This window comes from Flavobacterium sp., assembly GCF_023151265.1.
Classification (GTDB): domain Bacteria; phylum Bacteroidota; class Bacteroidia; order Flavobacteriales; family Flavobacteriaceae; genus Flavobacterium.
Genome location: NZ_JAKLJH010000202.1, coordinates 1 through 2,757, shown reverse-complemented (window position 1 = coordinate 2,757; position 2,757 = coordinate 1). Strand labels below are relative to the sequence as shown.

Here is a 2,757-nt window from a genome sequence, read left to right as displayed (position 1 = left end):
ATTAATTAATAAGCCTATTGGCTTTTTCAATAAGTTCATATAAGTTAAAAGTTGCGCTTCATAAATAGGATTCATCTCGGCAACTGCTTTCAATTCAACTACTAAAATGTCTTCAACCAAAATATCACATCTTAATTTTGATTCCAATTCAAATCCTTTGTAATTAATTGAAATATTATATTCTGAAATTGAATTTATATTTCGTAATTCTAATTCCTTAATCAAACACTGATGATAAACGGTTTCAAGCAATCCTGGCCCTAATCTTTTATGAACTTCTATTGCTGCTCCGTTAACTTGATAAACTAAATCTTTTAATTGAGTTTTTGTTACATTCTTCATGGCTTGTATTAATTTTAGTGGTGTATATCATATTATAAAAACTTATATGGCTTATATGTTTAAATTTTAACTCTATTGCTTTGATTGAAATGCCAAAGCATACATTTTTATTTGTTTTATCATCGAAACCAAACCGTTGGCTCTTGTTGGTGATAAATGTTCTTTTAAACCAATCTCATCAATAAAATCTGTGTTAGCATCCAAAATATCCTTTGCCGATTGATTGGAAAAAGCACGGATTAAAATAGCAATAATTCCTTTAGTCAAAATCGCATCGCTATCGGCTGTAAAAACGATTTTTCCATCTTGTTCTTCGCCGTGTACCCAAACTTTTGATTGGCAACCTTTGATGATGTTTTCGTCTATTTTGTATTGCTCATCTATTAACGGAAGTGATTTACCTAATTCGATGATGTATTCGTAGCGTTGCATCCAGTCGTCAAACATAGAGAACTCATCTACAATTTCGTTTTGTATTTCTTTAATCGTCATTATTTATTTAATTTTTCGGCAACAGAAATTAATTCATTAACAAAGTCTTCAATTTCTTTAGGTGGATAACCACCATCAAATTCAGAAGAAGTGTACGTGTTTTTTTCTTCTGTAAATGATAACGTTGCTATTGGTGCACCATCATAAAATCTTTTTTGTGTTGGGTCTTTTAAAGAACTTAAACCCTTCAAGTCGATATTCTGATATAAACCCAATAGTTTTTTGTAGTCTTCTTTTTTTAATTCCCAAAAAGCAGGTTTTGCTCCACGAGCAGTAACAACAAAAATTTTACCCTCTCGAACAACTATTTCTCTATAAAATCCGCGCGTATTTTCTTGATAAACTACAACGGGTAAATTTGAAACTTGTTCTTCTAAATTTGATTCTGTATTCACAACCTTTGCTTCTTCTTTAACTGCAGTTTTATTACACTTACAGCTAGTAAAAAAGCTCATAATACTAAAAAGTAATGCGAATAATTTCATAATTCTATTTTTTTAAGATAACATCATTTGCGCTTTTTTAACCGCTTCTACAAAGATATCAATTTCTTCCTTGGTATTATAAAAAGCAAAACTCGCTCTAATCGTTCCTGGAATATTGAAAAAATTCATAATAGGTTGGGCGCAATGATGACCGGTTCTAACCGCAATACCTAACTTATCGATAATTGTGCCAATGTCATACGGATGAATTCCTTCTATGTTAAACGAAATAACCGAAGCTTTGTTTTCACTCGTTCCGTAAATCGTTAAACCTTCTATTTCCTGTAATCTTTTAGTTCCGTAATCTAATAATTCTTGTTCGTAAGCCGCAATGTTTTCAAAACCGATTGCATTCATATAATCAATCGCAGTTCCTAAAACAATTCCACCTTCGATGTTGGGTGTTCCGGCTTCGAATTTATGTGGTAAATCAGCGTAAGTTGTTTTTTCGAATGTTACTTCTGCAATCATTTCGCCTCCGCCTTGATACGGTGGTAATTTTCGCAACCATTCTTCTTTTCCGTATAAAATTCCAACGCCTGTTGGTCCACACACTTTATGTCCTGAAAACACATAAAAATCACAATCTAATGCTTGAACATCTGGACGTAAATGTGGTGTTGCTTGTGCTCCGTCGATTAAAACGGCTGCTCCTACTCCATGTGCTTTTTTGATGATGTATTCAATTGGGTTAACCGTTCCTAAAGCATTTGAAATGTGATTTAGGGTTACGATTTTTGTTTTTTCGGAAAGTAAGTTATCGAATTCCGAAATAACCAATTCTCCTTTTTCATTCATTGGAATTACGACCAACTTTGCTCCTGTTTTTTCGCACAAAAATTGCCAAGGCACAATGTTGCTATGATGTTCCAATGCCGAAACCATCACCTCATCACCAGCTTTTAATAAACTTGCAAAACCATTCGCCACCAAATTAATCCCGAACGTAGTTCCCGAAGTAAAAATAATTTCGTGATTGTGTTTCGCATTTAAGTGATTTTGAATCGTATTTCGCGACACTTCATACGCATCGGTAGCCAATTGACTCAACGTATGTACTCCACGGTGAATATTCGCATTGATTTCGCTGTAATATTTGGAAATAGCATCAATTACCACTTGTGGCTTTTGCGAAGTAGCTCCGTTATCAAAATACACCAAGGGTTTGCCATTTACTTTTTGCGATAAAATGGGAAAATCAGCTCTTACTTTTTGAACATCAAACATTTTTGTACAATTTGAGTACAAATTTACAACTTCATTGTTTATAATTAGAATAAATAAAGGTTAAAATCAAATTAAAACTTCTCTCCTGCTCCGCCGCCACTAAATCCGCCGCCACCAAATTCCATTGGATTGGTTTGAGATGGTGATGGTGCTGGTGTTGTAGCATTTGCTAAAGATAAAATCGCTTGAGCGTTGAATAATAAAGAATCAT

4 protein-coding genes are annotated in these 2,757 nt (G+C 33.7%); all 4 read right to left on the bottom strand.

The window, feature by feature from the left end:
• Positions 1-342 (bottom strand): GxxExxY protein (locus L6Q46_RS13460; protein ID WP_291284737.1); only part of this gene is annotated, 342 nt, incomplete at its 3' end.
• Between the two features lie 72 nt (positions 343-414).
• A complete protein-coding gene (locus tag L6Q46_RS13455; protein ID WP_111566554.1) occupies positions 415-834 on the bottom strand; it encodes a SufE family protein in 420 nt (139 codons plus the stop codon).
• The gene (locus tag L6Q46_RS13450; RefSeq protein ID WP_291284736.1) at positions 834-1,319 is read right to left on the bottom strand and encodes a hypothetical protein; all 486 of its coding nucleotides are present in this window, start codon (positions 1,317-1,319) and stop codon (positions 834-836) included. The genes L6Q46_RS13455 and L6Q46_RS13450 overlap by 1 nt, the downstream gene beginning before the upstream one ends.
• A 12-nt stretch (positions 1,320-1,331) precedes the next feature.
• On the bottom strand, positions 1,332-2,546 hold the full coding sequence (locus L6Q46_RS13445; protein WP_291284735.1) for a cysteine desulfurase: 1,215 nt from the start codon (positions 2,544-2,546) through the stop codon (positions 1,332-1,334).
• Positions 2,547-2,757: the final 211 nt, after the last annotated feature.

Excerpts from the sequence above, each read along its gene's own strand:
- L6Q46_RS13455 (WP_111566554.1), bottom strand. The coding sequence starts at position 834 with ATGACGATTAAAGAAATACAAAACGAAATTGTAGATGAGTTCTCTATG.
- L6Q46_RS13450 (WP_291284736.1), bottom strand. The coding sequence starts at position 1,319 with ATGAAATTATTCGCATTACTTTTTAGTATTATGAGCTTTTTTACTAGC.
- L6Q46_RS13445 (WP_291284735.1), bottom strand. The coding sequence starts at position 2,546 with ATGTTTGATGTTCAAAAAGTAAGAGCTGATTTTCCCATTTTATCGCAA.